The 24,255-nt window shown below is 32.4% G+C and carries 17 protein-coding genes; 14 read left to right on the top strand and 3 right to left on the bottom strand.

Annotated features, from left to right (window positions below; all coding sequences use genetic code 11):
- The first annotated feature begins 146 nt into the window (after nt 1-146).
- The 8 genes from DWW96_RS09905 (at nt 147) to DWW96_RS09870 (ending at nt 12,182) form a co-directional block, all read left to right on the top strand.
- Nucleotides 147-1,277 (top strand): glycosyl hydrolase family 18 protein, encoded by a 1,131-nt coding sequence (locus tag DWW96_RS09905; RefSeq protein ID WP_117910286.1) that lies wholly within the window; start codon nt 147-149, stop codon nt 1,275-1,277.
- A gap of 208 nt (nt 1,278-1,485) precedes the next feature.
- On the top strand, nt 1,486-2,586 hold the full coding sequence (locus DWW96_RS09900) for a hypothetical protein (RefSeq protein ID WP_117910285.1): 1,101 nt from the start codon (nt 1,486-1,488) through the stop codon (nt 2,584-2,586).
- Between the two features lie 74 nt (nt 2,587-2,660).
- Entirely contained in the window at nt 2,661-3,656 is a 996-nt protein-coding gene (argF, locus tag DWW96_RS09895; RefSeq protein ID WP_117910284.1) for an ornithine carbamoyltransferase, read from the top strand.
- Between the two features lie 111 nt (nt 3,657-3,767).
- Nucleotides 3,768-4,913: an exonuclease SbcCD subunit D gene (locus DWW96_RS09890; RefSeq protein WP_117910283.1), complete on the top strand. Its 1,146-nt coding sequence runs from the start codon at nt 3,768-3,770 to the stop codon at nt 4,911-4,913.
- Entirely contained in the window at nt 4,900-7,686 is a 2,787-nt protein-coding gene (locus DWW96_RS09885) for an SMC family ATPase (RefSeq protein ID WP_117910282.1), read from the top strand. The genes DWW96_RS09890 and DWW96_RS09885 overlap by 14 nt, the downstream gene beginning before the upstream one ends.
- A gap of 95 nt (nt 7,687-7,781) precedes the next feature.
- Complete coding sequence (locus DWW96_RS09880) at nt 7,782-8,435, top strand: DUF624 domain-containing protein (protein WP_117910281.1); 654 nt, start codon at nt 7,782-7,784, stop codon at nt 8,433-8,435.
- Between the two features lie 86 nt (nt 8,436-8,521).
- On the top strand, nt 8,522-10,798 hold the full coding sequence (locus DWW96_RS09875; RefSeq protein WP_117910280.1) for an EAL domain-containing protein: 2,277 nt from the start codon (nt 8,522-8,524) through the stop codon (nt 10,796-10,798).
- Between the two features lie 334 nt (nt 10,799-11,132).
- Nucleotides 11,133-12,182, top strand: coding sequence for an aldose epimerase family protein (locus DWW96_RS09870; RefSeq protein WP_117910279.1), 1,050 nt, complete (start codon nt 11,133-11,135; stop codon nt 12,180-12,182).
- Nucleotides 12,183-12,246: 64 nt separating this feature from the next.
- On the opposite strand, the gene galT is transcribed toward DWW96_RS09870, so the two are convergent.
- The 3 genes from galT to DWW96_RS09855 all read right to left on the bottom strand — a co-directional run bounded on the left by galT (nt 12,247) and on the right by DWW96_RS09855 (nt 16,099).
- Nucleotides 12,247-13,737 carry a UDP-glucose--hexose-1-phosphate uridylyltransferase gene (galT, locus tag DWW96_RS09865; protein ID WP_117910278.1) on the bottom strand — a complete coding sequence of 497 codons (1,491 nt, stop codon included), beginning with the start codon at nt 13,735-13,737 and terminating at the stop codon, nt 12,247-12,249.
- 98 nt (nt 13,738-13,835) lie between these two features.
- A complete protein-coding gene (galE, locus tag DWW96_RS09860) occupies nt 13,836-14,825 on the bottom strand; it encodes a UDP-glucose 4-epimerase GalE (RefSeq protein WP_022088911.1) in 990 nt (329 codons plus the stop codon).
- The gene (locus DWW96_RS09855) at nt 14,822-16,099 is read right to left on the bottom strand and encodes a galactokinase family protein (protein WP_117910277.1); all 1,278 of its coding nucleotides are present in this window, start codon (nt 16,097-16,099) and stop codon (nt 14,822-14,824) included. The genes galE and DWW96_RS09855 overlap by 4 nt, the downstream gene beginning before the upstream one ends.
- 377 nt (nt 16,100-16,476) lie before the next feature.
- Between DWW96_RS09855 and DWW96_RS09850 the strand changes: the two genes are divergently transcribed.
- The 6 genes from DWW96_RS09850 (at nt 16,477) to DWW96_RS09825 (ending at nt 24,230) form a co-directional block, all read left to right on the top strand.
- Entirely contained in the window at nt 16,477-17,484 is a 1,008-nt protein-coding gene (locus DWW96_RS09850) for a LacI family DNA-binding transcriptional regulator (protein ID WP_117910276.1), read from the top strand.
- Nucleotides 17,485-17,496: 12 nt separating this feature from the next.
- Nucleotides 17,497-18,426, top strand: coding sequence for a glycosyltransferase (locus DWW96_RS09845; RefSeq protein WP_022088908.1), 930 nt, complete (start codon nt 17,497-17,499; stop codon nt 18,424-18,426).
- A 255-nt stretch (nt 18,427-18,681) separates the two neighbouring features.
- Nucleotides 18,682-20,307 carry a glycosyltransferase gene (locus DWW96_RS09840; RefSeq protein WP_117910275.1) on the top strand — a complete coding sequence of 542 codons (1,626 nt, stop codon included), beginning with the start codon at nt 18,682-18,684 and terminating at the stop codon, nt 20,305-20,307.
- A 104-nt stretch (nt 20,308-20,411) separates the two neighbouring features.
- On the top strand, nt 20,412-21,623 hold the full coding sequence (locus tag DWW96_RS09835) for a hypothetical protein (protein ID WP_117910274.1): 1,212 nt from the start codon (nt 20,412-20,414) through the stop codon (nt 21,621-21,623).
- Nucleotides 21,624-21,625: 2 nt separating this feature from the next.
- Nucleotides 21,626-22,360 carry a hypothetical protein gene (locus DWW96_RS09830; RefSeq protein WP_022088905.1) on the top strand — a complete coding sequence of 245 codons (735 nt, stop codon included), beginning with the start codon at nt 21,626-21,628 and terminating at the stop codon, nt 22,358-22,360.
- The gene (locus DWW96_RS09825; RefSeq protein ID WP_158562684.1) at nt 22,338-24,230 is read left to right on the top strand and encodes a DUF2142 domain-containing protein; all 1,893 of its coding nucleotides are present in this window, start codon (nt 22,338-22,340) and stop codon (nt 24,228-24,230) included. The genes DWW96_RS09830 and DWW96_RS09825 overlap by 23 nt, the downstream gene beginning before the upstream one ends.
- The last annotated feature ends 25 nt before the right edge of the window (nt 24,231-24,255 follow it).

The raw sequence follows: 24,255 nt of genomic DNA, 5'->3' as shown, positions 1-24,255 counted from the left end.
GTGAAACAAAATAAAATATCCATTTCTCCTAAAAGTTGATACCTAATATATAGAAAATTAAATGGCAGTTTGCACCTTGTAGAAAGTGACACAAATATACTAAACAACATAAATTAGTATAAGTGGAATTTAGAAAGAGGTACCGTATGCAGATATATGTTGTGGAACCACTGGATACAGTTGATAGCATTGCAAATAAATTTGGAACACCGGTAGAAGAAATAATATTTGCAAATCAGCTTATTTATCCGTATAAATTAGCAGTTGGGCAGGCTCTTTTAGTTGAATTTCGACCAAATCAGTATAGAACAAGAAGAGTAATAAATGGCTATGCGTATCCTTTTATAAGTAATTATGTGTTGAGAGTAACTTTGCCGTATTTGTCAGGATTATATATTTTTTCGTATGGATTTACTAAGGAAGGGGAAGTTGTGTCTCCGGCTTTAGATGACCAGTGGATGATAAATGAAGCCTATGAAAATGATACCAAGCCTGTACTTACGCTTACTCCATTTGATGAAAATGGAGTATTTAGCAATAATTTGATTACAGCTCTAGTTAATAATGAGCAGGCAATTGAAAACCTGATAGGCAATTTGATTTATTTAATGAATGAAAAGGGCTTTGCAGGGCTTGATATAGATTTTGAATATATTTATAAAGAAGACAGAGATGCCTTCACAAGTTTTGTTGCAGAATGTACAAGACGAATGAATGAGTATGGAATTTGGGTGTCAGTGGCACTTGCACCAAAGACGTCATCTGACCAGAAAGGTTTGCTATATGAAGGAAAAGATTATGGTGGACTTGGTGCTGCCGCAAATTCAGTCCTTTTGATGACATACGAATGGGGTTATACTTATAGTTCACCAATGGCGGTGGCGCCTATTAATAAAGTCAGACAGGTAATTGAATATGCACTTTCACAAATTCCTGAGGCAAAAATCGATATGGGAATACCAAACTATGGCTATGATTGGACTTTGCCATATGAGAAAGGTGTGACTAAAGCTAAGACAATTGGAAATGTTGAGGCAATTCAACTAGCAATTAATAATGGCGCTACAGTACAATATGATAATGTGGCACAAACTCCATTTTTTAATTACACAATCGGAAATGAAATACATGAGGTATGGTTTGAAGATGTAAGGAGCATAAATGCAAAATTAAATTTAATTGATGAATACAATCTTAGGGGGGCAGCTTATTGGCAGATAATGAGATTGTTTAGGGCAAACTGGCTGCTTGTTGAAAGTAAGTTTGAGGTAAAATAAAAACTAAAATAGTAGTCTTTTTTTGTTTGCTACAGATATTAATACGTAGTATAATCTTTTTTATTAGTGAAAATTATTATGCTCTTAAAAATGAGATTAAGTAATAGGGCAGATGATTCCTTATTTAATGCAGGCAAAAAAATAGTTGTTTAATATAAGGAATGGTATTTTTTAATAATTAAGCGGAAAGGAAATACAGTTTAAAGAGATGAATGTGTTTATTAATTGTCTGGTATTCTTTTTTATTTATGCTTTTCTTGGATGGTGCGTTGAAGTTTCGTTTGTTGCAATTACAAGGGGAAAAGTAGTAAACAGAGGATTTTTGAATGGACCTGTTTGCCCGATTTATGGAGTTGGGATGGTTGGAATCCTATATGCACTAGAACCACTTAAGGATAATGCGATTGTGTTATTTATAGGTGGTGTGGTAATTTGTTCAGCACTAGAATTATTTACCGGCTGGATTTTGGATAAAATATTCCGTATGAGATGGTGGGATTATTCAGAAAATAGATTTAATATAGGTGGTTATATTTGCCTGGAGTTTAGTATAATGTGGGGCCTTGGAAGTATGATTATGGTCAATATGATTCATCCAATGATTTATGGTGTTATAAGTAAGATTCCGCCTATGGTGATATATGTTTTACTAGTAATATTTGCGGTAGCTTTTATTATTGATATACTTGTAACTGTTAAGGAAATTGTAGGATTTAAGAAGAGTCTTGGACAGCTTGAAAAGATTGCTGATGGGCTTAAAGATATTGGAGATCAACTTAAAGATGTGGTTGGAAATTCAGCAATTACAGTTTCTGAAAAGACAGAAGAAGGCAAAGAAAAACTTATTGAAGCAACAGCTGAAAGCCGTGAAAAACTGGCAGAGGCGACAGCAAGTAGTCGTGAAAAGATTGCAGAAGCGACAGCAAGCAGCCGTGAAAAAATCGCAGAAGCGACAGCAAGCAGCCGTGAGAAGTTGGCGGAGGCAACTGCTGGAAGCAGAGAAAAAATTGCAGAAGCTACGGCAAATGGAAAGGAAAAAATTGCAGAAGCAACAGCAAGTAGTCGTGAAAAAATTGCAGAAGCAACAGTTAACAGCCGTGAGAAAATTGCGAGTGCATATGAGACAAGCATTGTTGAATTAAAGAAACAGAAATTAGAAATGGAAGCTAAATATGCAGCTATGCTTCTTAAAGCACAGAAATTAGGAAAAAGACAGGTTAAAGCGTTTCCAAAACTTAGAGTTAGCGGCTCGACAGTTAGTGTCAGAGAAAGACTTACTGATTTAGGAAACAAGTTTGCTAGGAAATAACTTGCTGATATTATAAATATTCAATATAAAAACATAACAAAAATAATACAAAGACATAACATTAGGAGGAGAACATGAACATTAAAGGACAGTCATTTTTAAAATTATTGGATTTTACACCAAAACAGATTGGGGAATTTATTGATTTGGCAGCGCAGTTAAAGGCAAAAAAGAAAGCCGGAGAGCTCGTTGATGTATTAAAAGGAAAGAATATAGCAATTATATTTGAAAAAACAAGTACAAGAACAAGATGCTCTTTTGAAGTTGCAGCTCATGATTTAGGAATGGGAGTTACATATTTAGACCCAACAGGTTCACAGATTGGTAAGAAAGAAAGCATTAAAGATACTGCAAGAGTATTAGGAAGAATGTTTGACGGTATCGAATATAGAGGATTTGAGCAGGAAATTGTTGAACAGCTGTCAGAGTATGCAGGAGTTCCTGTATGGAATGGGCTTACAAATGAATTTCATCCAACACAGATTTTAGCAGATTTTCTTACATTAAAAGAAAAATTTGGAAAATTAGAAGGACTTAAATTTGTATACATGGGCGATGCACGTTATAACATGGGAAATTCGCTCATGGTCGGATGCGCAAAAATGGGAATGCATTTTGTAGCATGTGCTCCAAAAAAATATTGGCCGGCACAGGAACTTATTGATGAATGTCAGGCAGTTGCTAAAGAAACAGGAGCAACTTTAGAATTTATTGAAGACCCTATGGTTGCAACTAAGGATGCAAATGCAATCTATACTGATGTATGGGTTTCAATGGGCGAACCTGATGAAGTATGGGAAGAACGTATCAATGACTTACTTCCATACAGAGTGACAATGGATTTAATTAACAATGCTGATAAGGATGTTGTATTTATGCATTGTCTCCCTGCATTCCATGATTTAGACACAAAGATTGGCAAGCAGATTTATGAAAAATTTGGACTTACGGAAATGGAAGTTACAGATGAAGTATTTGAATCAAAACATTCAGTAGTATTTGATGAAGCTGAAAACAGAATGCATACAATAAAGGCTGTAATGGCTGCTACACTTGGTGCAGAATTTTAGTAAGAATGTGCCTGAAAAAATATAAAAATTTAACAGCACAATTATGGCAAATGTAACAACTCGAGTGGGATAACCTGCTCGAGTTGTTTATCAATAGGAATGGAGAAGTGAATGAGATTTTTACATCTTGCGGATTTGCATATTGGGAAAAGAGTAAATGGATTTTCCATGATAGAGGATCAAAAATTTGTTTTTGAACAGGTTTATAATGTAATAGAAAATGAAAAGATAGATGGAATTATTATGGCGGGGGATATTTACGATAAGCCGGTTCCGTCTGCGGAGGCAGTTAAGTTATTTGACGAAATGTTGACAAGACTCGTGTCTATCAATTTGCCGATTTTTGTAATAAGCGGAAATCATGACAGTGCTGAGAGAATAGGATTTGGTTCAGATATACTGTCTGCGGCAAAGGTTTATATGTCGAGAGTGTATAATGGCAATTTGCAAAAAATAGAATTAGAAGATGACTATGGCAAAATAAATGTTTATTTATTGCCATTCATAAAGCCGGCAACGGTAAAAAATATTTATAAAGAGGCTGAAATTAAAGACTATGATGACGCATTAGAGTGCGTTCTAAGTCAGGAAAAAATTGATGAAACAAAGAGAAATGTGATTGTGTCACACCAGTTTGTTACAGGTGCGATGAGAAGCGAATCAGAAGAAGTTTCAGTTGGCGGACTTGATAATGTTAGCGTTGAAAATTATGAAGCATTTGATTATGTTGCGTTAGGACACATTCATAGAGCTCAGCAAATGGGCAGGGAAAGTGCACGTTATGCAGGAACATTGCTTAAGTATTCATTCTCAGAAGAAAAACATAATAAGTCAATGACGATTGTTGATTTAAAAGAAAAAGGAAATATAGAAATTAAAGAAATTCCCGTAAAGCCGTTACATGATTTAAAGACAATTAAAGGAAAGTTCAGCAAAATAACAAGTGAAGAGTTTTACAAAGAATTAAAAAAAGAAGACTATTACAGAGCAGTGCTTACAGATGAAGATGATATTTTGAATGCAATAGGAAAATTAAAAAGCATTTATCCAAATCTGATGAGCATGGAATATGACAATACGCGAACACGTTCATATTCTGTTGTTGATAATGTTGAAACAGGAGAGACTAAATCTCCATTGGATTATTTTGAGGAATTTTTTGAAAAACAGAATGGACGGAAAATGTCAGAAAAGCAAAGGAATTACCTGTTGGAAATTTTAGGAGAAGCAAGGGAGGAAAGCCATGAGACCAATTAAATTAGTTATGTGTGGTTTTGGACCTTATGCAGACAAAACCGTAGTTGATTTTACATTATTAGGTGAAAGCGGATTGTATTTGATTACAGGTGATACAGGAGCCGGAAAGACGACTATATTTGATGCAATTTCATATGCTCTTTATGGAGAGGCAAGCGGACAGGTAAGAGAAGTGAAATCTCTTAGAAGCAAATATGCTGATGATGAAACGGAAAGCTATGTTGAATTAGAATTTGAATATAGAGATGAAAAATATAAAATCAGAAGAATTCCTGAATATATGCGTAAAGCAAAACGTGGGGACAAACTGGTTGTACAGAAGGAAGAGGCAGAATTATATTTTCTTACTAAGGACAGAGAACCAATTATAAATAAAAAGAATGTAAATGATGCAGTTACAGAAATTATAGGACTAGATAGAGGACAATTCTCTCAGATTGCCATGATTGCACAGGGAGATTTTATGAAAGTTCTGCTTACGGGAACTGATGAACGTAGTAAAATTTTAAGAAAGATATTTAATACAAATGAATATCTTGATTTACAGGAAAAATTAAAAAGAAAAAAGAATGAACTTAAGTTTAAGTATCAGGATATTGAGAAGTCAATCAAAAATTACATTGTAAGTGTTCAGTGTGGCAATGATGAAAATGATAAAGAAAAATTAAAACAGATTATTGATGACAACACATTTTGGAAGACAGAAGATATTAATAATTTTATTTTAGAACTTATTAATAAAGACAAAGATTTGTTAAAAACTTTAGAAGAAAATAAAAAAGAAGTTAATAAGAATCTTGAAAAAATTAATGAGACAATTGGTAAAACAGAAAATGTTTTGGCAGGTATGAAAAACAGTGAAAATAATGAAAATGAACTTGCTAAAGTATTAGAAGTTATGCCGAAGCTCTTAGAAGATTATAATTTGCAAAAAGAGACGGAAAGTGAACGCGAAAAGCTTGCAACTGAAATCGAGATAGAAAAACAAAAACTTGAAAGCTACAATGAACTTACTAAAGAACTTGAAAGTTTACATAACAGACAGGTAAATTTGATAAAATTAACAAATAAAGAAACTAAAATTAAAGACGATGTAGAAAATAATGAAAATAGTATTTTGATTTCTGAAAAAAGGCTTGAAGAAATAAAAGGCTGCGAAGTTGAATTTGAAAAATGCCAGAGCAGCATTAAGAGTGTTGAGGATAAGATAAATCTTTATTCTAATTTGAAAAAATTGTTTAAAAAATATGTTGAAGTCAAAGATGAGCATAAGTCTTTAAAGGAAAAATATGTGGAAAGCGTTAATGAGTATAATAACGCATCACAAAATTATGAAAGTCTTATGGCTAAGTACATGGATGCGCAGGCTGGTATGCTTGGACAAAATCTGAAAGAGGGAGAACCTTGTCCTGTTTGTGGTTCGACAAGTCATCCTCATATAACTGAGGCTAAAGATGAAATTCCGTCTGAGAAAGATTTGAAAAATGCTAAAAATCTTAGACAGAAAAAGGAAGAGAAAAGAAGTGAAATTTCAGGTAATTTGAGGGCGAAAATTACAGAAATCGATTCGTTGAAAGAAAGAATAGATGATGTAGTAAATGAAAATCCAAATGAATTTGCTGAAAGCATAGATGAGAATAGCTTTAATATTTTAGAAGAAAATACAAAGAAGTTAAACGATGATATAAAGAACTTAAATGTTAAAGCTAAAGAATTGTCAGATTTTAAAGAAGAGAAGAAAACAATTGAAGAAAATTTGCCTAAACTAAAGAACGAACTTGAAAGTAAAAAAACAGAAATTGTGGAAATTTCAAATAAAATAATTGAAGAAAATACTAATATTGCAAATGCAAATATCAGAATAGAAGAACTTCAGTCTAAACTTAAATACTCAAGTCTGAAAGAAGCAGAGGAATATATCAGCAGTTTGCAGGATAAAAGAAACAGGCTTATTAAGTTATTTGAAAAGGCAAGAGATAACTATGAAGAAGCAAAGGAAAGAAAATCCGGGCTTGAAAATGCGATAGCGGCTTTGAAAAATCAATTTAAAAATTCAAAGGTTGAAGATTTGGATGAATTAAAGGAAGAAAAGAAGCAGCTTCAAAGTATGGAAAAGGAACTTGGAAAGAGTGAAAAAGAAGTTCATTCACGACTGGATATGAATAAATTTGCAAATGAAAGAATTGAGAAGTGTATGGATGAAGCCGTGGAAGTAGAAGATAAGCTGCAGGTTGTTGGCAGTCTGGCGGATACATGCAATGGAACTCTTTCTTCGAAGTCAAGAATTACTTTAGAAACCTATGTCCAAATGGAAATGTTTGATAGAATTATAGTCAAGGCAAATAGCCATTTCAGGGATATGACTTCAGGTCAGTATGAGTTGAAGAGAAAGCGTGAAGCTGACAATAAGGTAAGCAAGAGCGGATTAGAGTTAAATGTTATCGATTATTATAGTGGAAGTGAAAGGGATATAAAAACTCTTTCAGGTGGAGAATCATTTAAAGCTTCTTTGTCGATGGCATTAGGTTTGTCTGACGAAATCCAGGCTAAGTCCGGAGGAATAAAGATTGATACATTATTTGTAGATGAGGGATTTGGATCATTGGATGGAGAATCGCTTGAAAGTGCAATGAGGGCATTAAGTTCGATTACAGATGTAGGAAGACTTGTAGGGATTATATCGCATGTATCAGAACTTAAGACCAGAATTGACAGGCAGATTGTGGTTACGAAAGACAAAGAGAAAGGAAGCAAACTTGAAATAATAAATTAAATGTAAATTGTGTTGATAGGGAATTCAGATTGACTATTAAAATTAGTGACAAATTTAAAACGAAAGGTGTGTAATAATACACAAAGGTAAAAATAGTGAAAAATATATTTGACAGTGAAGGAAAATTAATGACATTTTTAGATGGATTTGCAGATGTAATGGTTTTGGCAATATTGTGGGTAATTTGTTCTTTGCCAATAATTACAGTTGGCGCATCTACAACAGCATTTTACTCAGTAATGATGAAATTAGTTGTTGGTGAGGAGTCATATGTGGTAAGAAGTTTCTTTAAGGCTTTTAAGGAGAATTTTAAAATATCAACAATTGTATGGCTTATAATGGGAACAATCGGAGGATTAGTTTGTACAAGTCTTTATATTGTATTTAACTCATCTAAGGTAGGAAGCAAATTGTTTTATGCATTACCATTTTATTTGTTAGTACTCATTATTTATACAATGACGATTAATTTTGTATTCCCATATATCGCAAAATTTTATGATACTGTTAAGAGGACTTTAATGATTTCATTAATATTTTCAACAAGACATTTTCTTCAGTCAATTTTACTTATTATAATTGATGTAGCAATATTCATATTTGCTTTTAAGATTCCGGCGTTATTTATTTTATTCCCATTAATATCAGGATTTTGCCATGCAAAAGTATATCAAAAGATATTTGCTAAAATAATTGATGCAAGAGATGAAGAGAATAGTGAAAGTAATATGGTACAGGAATTAGATTAAAAGTGTATGTTTATATAGAGTAATGTGGTAAAATAAATACGGGTGAGAGTAAATTGAAACTATTAATTTACAAAGGGAGAATTTGAATGGGGAAATACATGATTATTCCATATATCTTATTGGGGGTAATGGATGTAAGGTATCTTAAATTAAGTTTAATACATAAAAATAGGACAGGAAAAAGCATTGCATTATTTATGGAGAGTAATCTTGTTGCAGTAATACTCGGAATTATAATGCAGGGTATTGGTTCGAATTTTATAGATAGCATTCTTATATGGCCATTTTATGCATGCTTTACATGGATGATATTGGCATTAATAGAATATGCATTTGAATATACAGGGTTAGGTAAAGCATTTGAATGCTTCAAATATATTAAAAGAGCTGTGTTTGTATTTACAATTGTGGATACTATAAATATGTTTATACATTCAATTATTAGAATTGAGAATGTAAGGATGAATAAAAGTGGTGTGGCTGCATGGCTTTATAATTTGGGATATGATGCACACATATTTATTACATATGTATTTGTCGCAGTTTTTATATTGTGCTTCATATACCGTATATTAAATTCGCCACGTATTTATAAGGTGAAATATATGCAGATATTAACATGCATGATAATTGTGTCCTGCATTAATATTGTAATGTTTCAGCTTAGATTGTGGGAGAATGTATCATTATTGTTTTATGGTATATTAGGTGCATTTGTTTATGAAATAACATTTCAATATAGTCATAAAGTTGTTAAGAACAGGGCACTGCAGAAAATTGCTGAGGAATCAGAACTGCCGATGGTAGTATTCGGCACAGATGATAGCATAATTGCCTATAATAAAGAAGCGGAAAGATTATTTGATAAATGCACACAAAAGTGTTCGCTTGAGGAATTTTGTAAAGCATATAATTTATATACACCTGCCGCGTTAGAGAAAACTTATCACAAAAAAATAAGTATTATGCATGAAGATAAGAAACTTTATTTTCAGTGTAAATATGGCGAATTATGTGAAAATGATAATATAGCATATGCAAAATACTTTGTATTTGAAGATATAACGGAAATAACAATCGTTAATTCTGTTATGAGATATTTGGAAACTCATGATGAACTTACAGGACTGTACAATATGAAGAGGTTCTATGAAAAAGTAAATGAGATAACAAATAAATACCCAGATGATAAATTTGCAATTATGATATTTAACATATCAAGATTTAAAATCGTAAACGATATGTTTGGAAGAAAAATGGGTGATGCCATTCTTAAGCAGATTTCAGAAAACTGTTTAGCGCAGTGCTCTGATAAAAGGGTATATGCGAGAGTGGAAAGTGATAATTTTATTACATTATGTCCTAAGAGTGATTTGGTAATAAAAGACCTTGAGAAGAAAAGAAATATAAAGGTTACTTATAACAACATCACATGTACTGTTCATATCAGATATGGAATTTATGAAGTAGATTATGATTCTAAAGTTGATGTTGGAACTATGTGTGATAGGGCAAGAATGGCGCTTGACTCTATAAAGAATAATGGAAATTGTGTTGCAGCAGTTTATAATGATAATCTTAGAAATAAAATTTTAAAAGAGCATATGTATAAAGAAGAACTTACAAGTGCCATAGAAAATGAAGATTTTAAAGTTTATCTTCAACCCCAGGTCAGATGCGAAGATGGATTGGTAAAAGGAGCAGAGGCTCTTGTGAGATGGGAACACAGAAAATTAGGATTAATTCCACCTGGAGATTTTATAGAGTTCTTTGAACAAAATGGCTTGATTACAGAACTTGATATGTATGTGTGGGAGAAAGTATGCCAGATTCTTAAACAGTGGAAAGAGGAAGGCAGAGATGACTATATTGCAGTAAATATTTCAATGAAGGATTTTTACATTATAGATTTATATAAAGTGTTTACAAATCTTATCGAAAAGTACGGAATTGATAAAAATAAGCTTAGACTTGAAATTACTGAAAGTGCATTTACTCTTGATTTAGAGAAAAATGTAAATGTAATAAAAAAACTTCAAATGTTTGGATTTATTGTAGAAATGGATGATTTTGGAAGTGGATATTCATCTCTTAATGCCTTAAAAGATATTCCGGTTAACATTATAAAGATGGATATGAGGTTTGTATCACAAACACAGGATCCTGCAAGAGCAGATACAATTATCAGAATGATTCTTGCCATGGCAAAAGAACTTAACATGGAAGTTGTTGCAGAGGGTGTTGAAACAGTTGAACAGGCTGAAAAGTTAAAGCAGTATGGTTGTTCGTATATTCAGGGATATTTATATGCAAAGCCTATGCCGGCAGAAGAATATCTTGAATTTGTAAAAAATATGAAGTAGGGAAATTTTAAAAGATAAAAGAAAATTATATATGGTAAACATTAAAATTTTAAATAAGTAAAAGAGTAGGGAAATCTCTAAGAATGTAAGAAAATTTGAAAGAAGAACAAGCAATTAAATAGTGAGGAATATTATACTTGATGAAAGGGCATTTGGCGCCGTCGGTTCAAATATTCGGCGCATAGTCCGGCTGAAACTGTAGGTTTCAAAGCCGGTCTGTGTGCTGAATGTTTAGAACTGCTACGAGCGACAAGCAGCGCGAGCGTCCTTTCAGGAAGTCTAATATTCCTCGCGTCCATAATTGTTGTAAAATTACAAGAATAAGGAGATTCAGATGAAGATTAGTGAATTTGGAAAAACAAAAAATGGGGAACAGACACATTTATTTACTCTTGAAAATAGCAATGGAATGAAAGTTAAAGTATGCGATTATGGTGCAACTCTAGTTTCATTAATTGTGCCGGATAAAGATGGAAAAGACACGGATATAGTTTTAGGCTATGATAATGTTGACCCGTATCAGGGCGCATCAGCTTTTTTTGGAGCAAATGTAGGTAGAAATGCCAATAGAATCAAAGGTGCAAGGTGCATAATTGATGGAGTTGAATACAATTTGGAAAGCAATGATGGTGACAATGGTAATAATCTTCATAGTGGTTCAAATTGTACAGCACTAAAAATGTGGAAAGCAATTTATGATGAGAATGTAAATGATAAGATTTCATTTGAAATATTAAGTAAAGATATGGAGCAGGGATTTCCGGGAAATTTAAAAGTGAATCTTACATACATACTTACAGAGGACAATGAATTGATTTTAAATTATAAAGGAACAACGGATAAAACTACAATTGCTAATTTCACAAATCACTCATACTACAATTTAAATGGCCATGATTCAGGTGAAGTATATGAGCAGAAATTAATGATAAATGGTGATTATTTTACTCCATTTGCCACAAACAATTCTATTCCTTCAGGTGAGATTAGAAGCGTAAAAGGTACACCAATGGATTTTACGGAAATGAAATCAATTGGGAGAGATATTGATGTTGAAGATGAACAGTTAAAATTTGGAACGGGATATGACCATAATTTTATGATAAATGGAAATGCTCATGAATTAAGACTGGCGGCAAAAGCCATCGGAGATAAGTCAGGAATTAAGATGGAACTTTATACAGATACACCGGGATTACAACTTTATACAGCTAATTTTGTATCAGATGAATCAGGAAAAAATGGAGCAGTGTATAACAGACGACATGCATTTTGTCTTGAACCGCAGTATGTACCGGATAATATCAATAATGATAAATTTGAGTCGGCAATTTTAAAACCTGATGAAGAATATAATATGAATATAAAGTTAAAGTTTTTATAAAAAGGGTGAGGCGTCTGCAGTAAAACTGCAGGCGCCTCGTATATTAAAAGAAAATTTGAAAGCTTTATAATGTATCAATAAATCTTGTGAAAGCTTCAAGACCTTCAGGTGTACACTTGTAAACACCAGCGTCTTCGAGAACTTTTACAAATACTTTTCCAATTTCTGATTCAAGAATGTTCATAACATTTTCAGATGTAATGTCATTATATTTTGGAAGAAATTCATCAACCCAGTCAGCATGCTTAGAAATAGATTCATTGCTTCGTATATCTTTTTTATTTACGATATAATCAGCTAATGTTTGTATTTCACCTTTAAGTCTTGAAGGTAAAACTGCAAGACCCATTACTTCAATAAGACCGATATTTTCTTTCTTAATATGATGAAGCTTTTCATGAGGATGATAAACACCAAGAGGATGTTCCTTTGTAGTAATATTATTTCGTAAAGCCAAATCAAGCTCATACATGCCATCCCTAAAACGGGCAATTGGTGTAATTGTGTTGTGTGGTTCACCATCTGTATTTGCATATATAAATGCATCCTCATCAGTATAGTTTCTCCATTTATTTAAAATATGAGAACCTAATTCTACTAATCGGTTGCTGTCTTTTGATTTCAATCTGATTACTGAAAGTGGCCAATGAAGAATTGAACAATCTACATCTTCATAATCTTTAACTTTAAAAGTCTTGATTGAATCAGCTTTTGCCATTGCGAATGTATAATGTCCGCCCTGAAAATGATCATGAGTTAAAATTGAACCACCTACAATTGGAAGGTCGGCATTTGAACCTAAGAAGTAGTGAGGCATTAATTTGATAAAATCGAATAACTTGATAAATGTTGCCTTTTCTATCTTCATAGGTGTGTGTGTGCCTGAAAATACAATACAATGTTCATTGTAGTAAACATAAGGAGAGTATTGAAATCCCCAGTCACAATCATTTATCTTTATAGGGATTATACGGTGGTTTTCTCTTGCAGGGTGGTTAATGCGACCTGCATAACCTTCGTTTTCCATACAAAGCTGGCATTTAGGATATGATACACTTGTGCTGTTTTTGGCAGCAGCAATAGCTTTAGGGTCTTTTTCAGGCTTTGAAAGATTGATAGTTATATCAATATCTCCGTACTCAGAAGGTACAACCCATTTTATATCTTTTTTTATTCTGTCGCGACGGATATAATTGCTGTTTTGAGAAAAATCATAGTAAAATTTAGTGGCATCTTCAGGAGATTTAGCATATTCCTTCCAGAAATTTTCTTGAACCTGTGAAGGACGTGGCATAATGCAGTTCATTAATTTTGTGTCAAATAAATCTCTGTAAGTTACGCTGTCTTCAATTATTCCTAATTTTACGGCTTCATCACAAAGAGCAACGAGAATATCGCCAAGGTTTTCTTCTTTGTCATCAACAGCCAAATCTGTATAATCATCTTTTCCAAATACTTCGAGGAGCAAATTAGTAGAATAAATTCTTTCACATTCAGGTATTAAGCCTGTGTTAATTCCATAATTAACTAATTTTTTTATATATAAATCTAACATATAACAACCTTTCTAAACTTTATATTTATGAATAAATATAAGTTTTAAGATATAATGCTAAGAACAGTTAAATCGCCTGTTAACATATAGTAGGAATTTTAATCTTCATATCCGTTTGGATGAGATTTATGCCATTTCCATGCAGTCTCAATAATTTTTTCAACATCAGGATATTCAGGCTTCCATCCTAAAACAGTCTTAGCTTTTTCACTTGAAGCAATAAGCTTTGAAGGATCACCGGCACGGCGAGCTTCGTATTTAGCAGGAATGTCTAAACCTGTAACTTTTCTTGCACTTTCAATTATTTCGTTTACCGTAAATCCAATTCCATTTCCAAGATTAAATACATCACTGTCATTTCCTTCAGCCAAATATTTAAGAGCAAGGATATGTGCCTGTGCCAAATCAGTAACATGAATATAATCACGTACACATGTGCCGTCTTTTGTATCGTAATCATTTCCAAATATAGAAATATAAGGACGTTTTCCAAGTGGAACCTGAAGTACAAGTGGAATCAAATGAGTTTCAGGATTATGGGCTTCTCCAATTTTTCCACTGATATGAGCACCGCATGCATTAAAATACCTTAATGCTACATAACGTAAATTGTGGGCTTTACTTGTCCATTTCATCATTTTTTCCATAGAAAGCTTTGTTTCACCATATGTATTTGTAGGTTCAGTTCTGTCACTTTCTAAAATTGGAATTCTTTCAGGTTCTCCATATGTTGCAGCAGTAGAAGAAAATACAATTTTATCAATTCCATGTTCAACCATGCTTTCTAAAAGAACCATTGTTCCGTATAAATTGTTATCATAGTATTTGAGAGGAACTTTCATACTTTCTCCAACCTGAGAGTTGGCAGCAAAATGAATAACTCCGTCAATTTTTTCTTTTGTAAATAAATCATCTAAGAAAGCTTTGTCTCTTATATCACCTTCATAGAATCTTGCTTTGGGATGAACAGCTGCTTTAAATCCTGTTTGTAAATTATCAACTACGACAACATCTTCACCTCTGTCAATAAGTTCATAAACCGTGTGAGAACCGATATATCCGGCTCCGCCTAATACTAAAATACTCATTGTACCTTCATACCTCCATATTTACGTATTTTTAAAATGTGACATGAGTCTGTGCCAAATATAGATTCAATAAATTTCTTATATTCAGGCACGGCCTCGTTTTTTACAAATGCCTGAATGGTTCCGGCAAATCCACCACCATGAACACGACATACGCCATTATCACCGAGAATATATTCGCTGGCAGCAAGGGCGATGCTTACAGGCTGATTTAAAGGTTCCTTATTTGCATAAATATTCTGCAAAAATTTATATGATGAATTTCCGGATTCCTTAACTGTATCAAGGAATTTGTGGAAATTATTTCCTATTAAAGCATTAACTTCAACTGATACACGTTTATTTTCAGTAAAGAAATGATATGCTCGAAGAACTCCTCTTGAAGAAGCTCCTGCCAATGCCTTAGGTATGTTACTGAAAAATTCATCAGGGTTTACGTCTCCAAGAACTTCTTTGTCAAATACTTTGGCAACTTCTTTCATTTCAGCAGGAATCAAAGCATAATCGTCAGTTAAATCTGCATGGCTACCCTTTGTATCAACAATACATAAACTATATCCTTCGTTTGTAATATCAAAATCAATTTTGTTTACAACAGGATGAGCAGGATCAATAAAATCAATGTTAACAAATCCACCAACGGAGCATGCCATCTGATCCATTAATCCACAAGGTTTTCCAAAATAAACGTTTTCTGCATACTGACTTATAATGGCAATTTCTACTGAAGAAATTTTCATATCATTATACAATCCTGAAAGAATTGTTCCGATAACAGCTTCAAATGCAGCAGATGAAGAAAGACCTGCACCAACTAATACGTCACTTGTAATGTATGCTTTAAATCCACCGACTTTGTATCCACGGTTTTTAAATTCATTAACAACACCTTTAATAAGCGCAACTGTTGTGCCTTTTTCTTCTTCAATAAGTTCTGTATTTGCAGTATCAATTGTAATAAGGTCATATCCTTCAGATACTAAAGAAATAATTCCGTCATCAGTTTTTTGTGTGATAGAAATGGCATCTAAGTTAATAGATGCAGCAAGAACCTGTCCGTGCTGGTGGTCAGTATGGTTACCGCCTACTTCAGTTCTCCCTGGAGCACTATAGATTTCGACCTCTCCTTCACCGAAAAGACTTTCAAATTTATCTAAAGCCTTAATGTATCTGTTGTTCTGGTATCCAATTAAAGATGAATCCTCGTAAATATCCATTAAAAGTGAGTCAAATTCATTTTTGCCAAATAATGATTTTAATTCGTTAATATTCATTTAAATCCTCCGTTAAAAAATAATCCGATTTGTAGTATTCAGAAATAAACAATATTTATAAGTAATCAGAATGAGTGGCTCTAATTAAAGCAAATTAATCTATAATCTAATTGCTGATATTAATTGTAAATTTGTTAGAATACTTTTGCTAATTTAAATATAAACTTTTGTTTACTAAAACACAATATAATTTAGTAAACTTATTTGATTTCCGTGTTTACCACTAAATAAATAACAGTAAAATAGTAGAAAATCACAATAAATCATATCTTTAATTAAAAAAAGATGTTATACTTGAAGCGGCGTCATTAAGAAATGGCGGAGTTACTAAGGAAAAAGTGACTAGGGACATAAATAAGATAAAGGTGGTATAGAGTATGGCTACAATCAAAGATGTGGCAAAATTGGCTCAGGTAAGCCCCTCAACAGTATCAAGAATTTTGAATGAGGATCCTACTTTGAGTACATCGCTTGAAACTAAGAAAAAAGTTATTAATGCAGCAAAGGAACTTAAGTACAACAAGAGTAAGAAAATGTCTAAAGCTATTTTTACATTGGGAATTATTCAATGGTTTTCTGAACAACAGGAAGCAAAGGATAATTATTATCTTAAGGTAAGAAGAGGAATAGAGGATTTTTGTGTTAAGAACTGCATTAATGTTGTGAGAACTTTCAAGTCAAATCCCAACTATTTAGAACAAATTGAAGATGCTGACGGAATTATTTGTATTGGTAAATTTAGCAACGAAGAAGTCGAAAAATTTATGAGCATTACAAAGAATATAGTCTTTTTGGATATGTCATTCCATGATTATAAGGCAACTACATTTTCACTTGATTTTGAAATGGCAGTTAATGAGGCACTTACATATCTTATAGAATTAGGCCATAAAGAAATTGCGTTTTTAGGTGGTAGAGAATTTCTGGGCGAAGAGAATGATAATGTAGTATATGAAGATTATAGAAAAAAAGCATTTATTAAATTCTGTGAGAAAAATGAGATAGATTACGATAAATATCTTATAGAAGGAAGATATTCCATGGAATCAGGATATCAAATGATGAATGAAATTCTAGAAAAAAAACAGTTGCCTACAGCAGTGTTTGCTGCAAGTGACCAGATTGCATTTGGTGCAATGAAGGCAATTAGAGAGCATGATCTTAATATTCCAGAAGATATTTCATTGATTGGATTTGATGATTTGGAAATGACAAGATATACGGCACCTGCACTTACGACACTTCATGCACCTGCATATGAAATGGGTCAGTATGGTGTAAATTCCTTATTTGCAGCATCAAATTTAGCAATCAAGACAACAATTAAAGTAAAATTACCATGTCATTTGGTTGTAAGAGATTCCTGCATGGCGATAAATGAATAAAGGAGAATTGGCATGAGTCAACCGAAAGTAAACATTTTGCTGGCAACGTATAACGGCGAAAAATTTTTGAAAACTCAATTGGACAGTCTTATTGAACAGACTTATGAAAATATTGATATATATGTAAGAGATGACTGCTCTACAGATAATACAGTTGAATTTATTAAAAATTATATCGAAAGCAATAAATCAGGTAAGAGGATAATTCTTTTAGAAAATAATGGAGTTAATTTACGACCTCCGAAATCATTTTACCAGATAGCAAGAGAATGTGAACCGGCAGAATATTATGCATTTTGCGATCAGGATGACGTATGGTACCCTGATAAAATTAAATGGGCGGTTGAAGAACTTGAGAAGAAAAAAGATACAAATAAACCTTTGGTTTATTTTTCAGCATATGATTATTACATGAGTGATGGAAGCTTTATCCGTCACTCGCCGGAGCAAAAAGAAAACATTGGTTTAACAGATGTTTTATACTGTACTCCTGCATCAGGATTTTTGCTTGTATTTAATCATGAAGCATGTAAACAATTTATTTTAGATGTAGACCCCGGAATAGAAATGCATGACAGATGGCTCATCAGATGTTGTGTATGTTTTGGTGATACGATTTATGATAAGCGTTTTACGGCTTCGCATATAAGACATACGGAAGCTGTTACAGCTGAGGATTCTAATACAATAGGTCTGTTAAAAGGATTCTTCCAAAAGGAAGTGTTTGGCCCTGCAAGCGTTGAAGCAAAACAGAACCTTATCTATTTTGCAAAAGTGTTTGAGGATAGATTGTCAAATGAACAAAAGAAGAAAATGGCATTATTTATAAAGAAAAATGGTCTTATAACACAGATTAGAAAAATATTTTATCCACATGCACTGCGTTCAAGAGTGCCGGGAGATATTGCCTTAAGAATTTTATTCGTTTTGGGACGAGCTTAAAATGATTTAGAACGGGCTTAGAATGATACAGGTATATTAAGTCCGTTTGTGAAAATTTGATTGTTGACTTATATAAATCAATATTAAGTTTATATTGATAAGTTAAGCAAAATTAAGGCATATATTTTAATAAAGTTGTTATTTTTCCCATATTAGTGTATGATTAATCAGTTGTCGATTGAATAGGAATGCCCAAGAAACTTTGGCAGGATAACTAACAGATGAATGTCTGTGAAATGAAAGGAAGAATTGGAAATGAATTTAAAGAATGGTATTGATCTCTTTAAACAGTATGGTTTACACGATTTCACTCTTAGATTTATGGAGTGGTTTGATACGAAGAAAAGAGACAGATATTATCAAAATAATATAGAAAAATTTTTACCTGGAGAAGATGAGTTAAACGAACAAAGAAAAGTGAAGTTTGAATATGCACCGTTAGTAAGTATTGTAGTGCCTGCATATGAGACTGCACCTGTTTTTCTCAGACAGCTTGTTGACAGTGTATTAGAACAGACATATTCAAATCTTGAATTATGTATCGCAGACGGAAGTAATACAACAATTGTTAAAGATACATTAAATGAATATAAAGATGAGAGAATCAGCTATATAAAATTAAGTAAGAATGATGGAATTTCAAATAATACAAATGAAGGACTTGATAATGCTAAGGGAGAATATATAGCATTGTTAGACCATGATGATTTGCTTACACCAAATGCATTATATGAAATGGTTAAGGAACTTAATGCACATGATAAAATTCCTGATATGGTTTATTCAGATGAAGATAAAATCGTAGCAGATACAGGAAAGCTAATTAATCCGGCATTTAAACCGGATTTAAACGAAGAATTTTTAAGACATACAAATTATATCTGCCACTTTTTAATGTTTTCAAGAGAATTGTTAGATAAAGTCGGTGGATTAAATCAGGAATTTGATGGGGCTCAGGATTTTGAATTCGTATTAAGATGTAACGGTGCAGGAGCTGACATAAAGCATGTACCAAAAATTTTATATCATTGGAGAATTCATCCTGATTCAACAGCAGCAAATCCAAACAGTAAATTATATGCTTTTGAAAATGGAAATAAAGCAATTAAAAAATATTTGACAGAAATCGGAGAAGACGGAACTCCGGCGCTTACTAAAGATTTAGGATTTTATAAAATTGATTATGATTTAAAAGGTGATTATAGCGTAACTGTTTTAGCTAATGATGAAAAACAGATTAATGAAATGAAGAAAAAACAGAGAGAAATGTCAAATCTTCATATTGAATATAAAGTTGTAAAAGGTCAGCTTTCAAAAGAAATGGAAGCAGTTAAGACTGAATACGTTGTGGTTGCAGATAATGATGCTATTCCTATGACAGACAATTGGGTAGAAGAATTACTTAAATACTGTCAGTGGAAACATGTTGGAATAACAGGTGTAAAATGCCTTAATAAAAATAAGAAAATTGAAAGCTGTGGACTTAATTATGACAGTAATGCAACTGTATCAAGTCTGTTTTATCATTTGCCTTCAATTTTTAGAGGATATTGTCATAGAGCAGACGGACCTCAGAATGTTATGGGTGTGTCTTTAAAATTGGTAATGTTTAGAACTAACGTAATTAAAGAAGTTGGTGGAATAAATGAAAAATTTAGTTTCCCATATAGAGATTTAGATGTTTGCTTTAAAATAGATGAAGCAGGTTATGATGTTATTTTAAATACTGATGTTCACGTAAAATTAGCAGACAATCTTAACTATAATGATGAAAAATCTCAGAAAGAGTTCAAAAAGGTCTGGGAAGATAAATTAAAGAAAGAAAACAAATATTACAATGCTAATTTAGTACAAAGTAATGGAAAGTTTATGTTTAAGTAGATTATAAGGTGGAAACAAAATGAGCAAAGTTCATTTTGATAAAAGTTTCTGATGAATGGCCACTGACCAAATAGATGGTGCAATACAGATTATAGGAGGAAAATATGAGTAAGCATAAGTTGCTTGTTGCAATATTTGCAGTGGGAATGACAGCTGCTGTTTTTGCAGGATGCTCAAATGAAAAAAACACTTCTAACGGAACTATTACAAGTGGAATAACGCTTTTTGGTAACAAGTATACAGGGAGTTATACAGGGGAACTTAATAATGGAAATCCTGAAGGAAAGGGCGTAATTGAAGTAGACGGTGATATAGTTTCTAAGGTTGAAGGAACGTGGAAAGATGGAAGCCTTGATGGAAAATGTACGATTACATATAGTGATGGTAGCATAGAAGAAGGCGACATGGTTGAGAATCGATTTGACGGAGAAATTACAAAAACATTTGCTGATGGAACATATAATGTTATGAATTATAATTCAGGGATTCCAAATGGTGCCATTAAGTATTATGACAGTAAGGGAACGTTAACTGATTATGATTGGAATTATGAACAGGTTCCAATTAAAAAACTAATTTCGCAGGTAAAGGACGTAAAATACTCACAATTAATATATTATCCTGATAATTATGTTGGAAAAATGATAAAAGCTACAGGTACGGTGGAGTCTGTTTATGAAGCTAAAATAAATGCATATATAACAATTAAGGATTCTGATGGAAAAATTTATGTTTGCAAATGCAAAAACATGAAAGTATTTAATGGCAGACAGTCTATTTCACAGACATATAAAGTCGGAGATGAAGTTCAGGTTTATGGATATTTATTAAAAACTGATATGTATACACATTTTAATGACGATAAGAGTACAAAGTATAATCAGTACACAGGTACATTGCCATATGTAGAAGTTGTTTACAGTTACGACGTAAATGCAGGAGAATTTAATCCGTTAAATCCTTCGTATACATATGAAGATGTTGCAAAGAATCCATATGGCTATGCCGGAATGAAAGCAAAAGTCAATGGAAAAGTTAATTATATAGAACTTAACAATAAGAAAAATACGGCTACTATAAAGTTAGAAGTTGGGGACAAACAGTTTTATTATGTTAATTTTAAATATAACAAAAAGACAAAAGTGCTTCCAGCTATAAATGATGAAATTACAATTGAAGGTAAATATTACGGCATTTACAAAGAAGAATATATTAAAAACGTAGATGATATTGGACTGGTAGATGACGATGATATTGAGTATAGATATGAGGTATATCCTTATATTAATGCTAAAAATGTTATAGAGAATAAATAATAATGGGTAAAAGTATGCTTAATAAATATAATAAAAATCTTAGTATTATAATTTTAGGGATTGCATTGGTTGTCTACATTTTATTTATGGCTGTTACCGGAAGGGTTTTTGATGTAGGCAAATCTACAATAGCGGCAAATACAAACGAAGATACAGAGTATACGGTTGGACGTATTTCTAATGACAGGGAATATTCCATAGTTGTAGACAAGAAGGTTAGCAACCTTAAAAGCATTTCTCTTAAGATAAAAGATTTAAGAGAAAAATATACGCAGGAAAAAAGAAACAATGGAATTATTTCCATAAAGTTTTATGATAATGAATCAGGAAAAGTTCTAGGCGAAAAAGAGTTAGAAGTTCAGGATATTATGTTAACATCATATTATGCTGAAGAATCTTCAGACAGCTCAGTTGTATATTCAAACATAGAATGTCACGATTTAAAAATTAGTGCTGATTCGTTAAAAATTGTTGTGAAAGGCAAAAATATTCCACAGGACAGTGAACTTGTTATTTATGGTAACAGACAGGATAAAATTGAAAATTTAGCATCATATGATGATGATATGCAGATAAGTGGAAATATTTTATGTATTGTAGTTGAAGGAAGAAAGAAAATTTCTACAGATTTTTTGTGGGGATTAGTATTGATTGCCTTTATAGGAATTACAGTTAATTTTCTTAAAATGAAAGCAAATGCCAATGGAGGGTCTAATGGTAAAAAGAATAACAAATAAAATACCGAAGCCTTTAGCGTATGCAATTGTATTATTTCTAATTGTTGTGTTAACGTTTGTAATCGAATTTTTTGGCTTTAATTTTAAGAGTATAAGATATGGACTTAAAGATACAACTTTTACTAATTTTACAGTTAAAAATAACTCAATTGAAGTTAAGTTAAAAAAGACTACTTACATAGGAAAGGTACAGATATATGGATTATCAGAAGAAAATAAAATAATCCATTACAGTTTTGAAGTTACTACTGTATCGTCTTATGGAAAAGAAAATAAAAAAGGATATAATGACATATTGTATCCTGAATTAAAAACAGGGGTGACTTCTGTAGGGGAATACGGAAACAAGATTAAAATTGATGTTCCTAAAGAATACGTGGACTGTATAAAAGCAGTTAAGATTAAAAATTCATTTACACCTAACAAATATAGAATGTGCTTTATATTTTCAGTACTTGTGATGCTTGCAATGATTATTTTATGTAAGGATATTCTTAGAAAAAGAATAGAGCTGTTCTTCGTTGTATCAGGTTTTTTAATCGGAGTATCATTAATTTATTCTACAGGCGCAACACCGTTTACATGGGATGAAGAAACACATTTTAAGGCCGTATATGAAAATGCCTACGGAGATTTAGTAGATAACACGAGTGCAGTTGTTAAGTATGAGGAAAAAGTAGGAATTCCTGCATATAACACTTTGGAGGAAAAAAATCTCGTAGACCAATACATGAATGCTAATGATAAAAAAGTAATTTCAAGAACAAATAAGGCGGTTGCAACAAATTATACTGCAGTAGCATATATACCTCAGATTCTTGGAGCAAAAATTGCAAGAGCACTACATTTAAGCTTTTCTAATATGCTGATGCTTATTAAATTTATGAATTTAATTGTATATCTTGTTGTTATGGCGATTGCAATAAAGATGACAAAAGTATGTAAATATGCACTTGTTTGTATAGCATTAATGCCTACAAGTATTTTACAGGCAAGTTCTATAACATATGATGGCTTTGTTTTATGCTTTGTTTCACTTGGAGTTGTATTGCTGATAAATGAAATTATTAGTGATGAAGAAAAGATAAATACAAAGTTATTAGTAGCCGGAATGGTTGCAATTACAGTGGGAAGTTTATCTAAGATGGTTTATGCACCATTAGTTATGCTTGCACTATTTATTCCTAATAGAAAATTCTCAAGTAAAAAGAGTGTAATCTGGTTTAAACTTGGAATATTGGCTGTATGTGGATGGATGCTTACAACATTTGTGTTGCCAACAATAGCAAGTATGATTTCACCGGATGTTACGGCAACTGTGGATATCAGAGGTGGAGATACAAACTCAGGAAGTCAGATTGGAAACATTATTGGACAGCCATTTAATTATGCAAAAGAATTGTTATCAAGTATATTTAGTTTTGAAAACTTTGGTATTTCAGCTGAGACAAGAGACCCATATACAATTGGTAATTTAATGCTTATGAATTATGGCGGAACAGTTGTAGGACCGGATAAATTTGCTTATGTAATAATGGCACTTATTATGCTTTTGATTTGCAAAAATAAAGAAGAAAAGTCTCTTAATGTAAAAACAAAATTAGGTGTTTGGGGACTTATCTTTATTATTGTTGTATTGATTTGGACAGCGATGTATCTTGCATTTACACCTGTAGGACAGACGGCTATAGTAGGGGTACAGGCCAGATATTATCTTCCGATATTGTGGCTGGCTATAGTGGCTGCATATAATGGAAAATTAAGCATTAATATGACAAAAACAGGCTACGCCCGATTGCTTACGGGAATTATGACATTTATAACTGCATATGGACTTTTGACGGTATTAATCGTTCAAAAGCTGGCATAGAAGGAAAGGCTTTTACAAAATCTGA

Origin of the sequence: Eubacterium sp. AF17-7, from assembly GCF_003461285.1 — a bacterium.
GTDB lineage: Bacteria > Bacillota > Clostridia > Lachnospirales > Lachnospiraceae > Eubacterium_U > Eubacterium_U album.
This window is presented reverse-complemented; position numbering and strand designations above follow the sequence as displayed.